At 70.5% G+C, this 824-nt stretch carries 1 protein-coding gene; it reads left to right on the forward strand.

Features of this window, described 5'->3' with window-relative positions; genetic code table 11:
- Nucleotides 1–107 precede the first annotated feature (107 nt).
- Nucleotides 108–824, forward strand: a 717-nt coding sequence (locus FVW20_RS17210; RefSeq protein ID WP_372435018.1) for a tetratricopeptide repeat protein, incomplete at its 3' end; no start/stop codon positions are given.

The raw sequence follows: 824 nt of genomic DNA on the forward strand, positions 1-824 counted from the left end.
TGGCCCGGCAGCGTCGCACCCACGCCGGGCCACGCGATGCGGCACGTTCCCTGGCCGACGCGACCCCTCCTGTCGACGTGGTGCTCTGCCACGAACGGTTGGCGGACATGACCGCCCTTGATCTGCTGCAACTGCTGCGCTCGTACCCGCGCCTGCTCGACCTGCCGGTGCTGGTGGTGTCCAGCGCGGCCACGCGCGAGGCGGTGCTGGCCGCCGTGGGTGCGGGGTGCAGCGGCTTTCTGGGCCGCCCCTACACCGTGGACACGCTGGACGGGCAACTGCTGCGCGCCCGGCGTGCGCTGCAAACACGCACGGCACGCACCGTGGCCGAGGGCGCACGAATGCTCTCGGATGAAGAATTCGACCAGGCTCTGGAACGGTTTGCCAATGCGGCAACCGAAGCCGCCGACGAGGCAGAAGCCCATTTTCTGGAAGGCACGGCCCACCTGCTGCGCGAGCAGTGGGACGCGGCCATCACCGCCTTCAACCGCACCCTGCGCTACAATGCCCTGCACGCCGATGCCTGCCTGGGGCTGGCCGACGCCTGGCGGGGCAAGGGCGACCTGGACAAGAGCCGCGAATTCCGCAGTCGTGCGGGCGAAATATATGCCCGCGCCCGGCAGTGGCGGCGCGCCCAGAAGATATTCGCCGAACTGCTGGCCGAATCGCCCCCGGATACGCCCAACCCCCTGCTGACGGAAGCCGCACGCCTGCTGCGCGACGGTCGCATCGACGATGCGGCGGCAGCACTGCTGGCCGGACGCGAACTGACCCCCGGCGCGCCCCTGCACGAGCACGTGGCCCGCGCCTGCCAGTTCACCAGC

This window comes from Nitratidesulfovibrio oxamicus (assembly GCF_015731765.1).
Lineage (GTDB): Bacteria > Desulfobacterota > Desulfovibrionia > Desulfovibrionales > Desulfovibrionaceae > Cupidesulfovibrio > Cupidesulfovibrio oxamicus.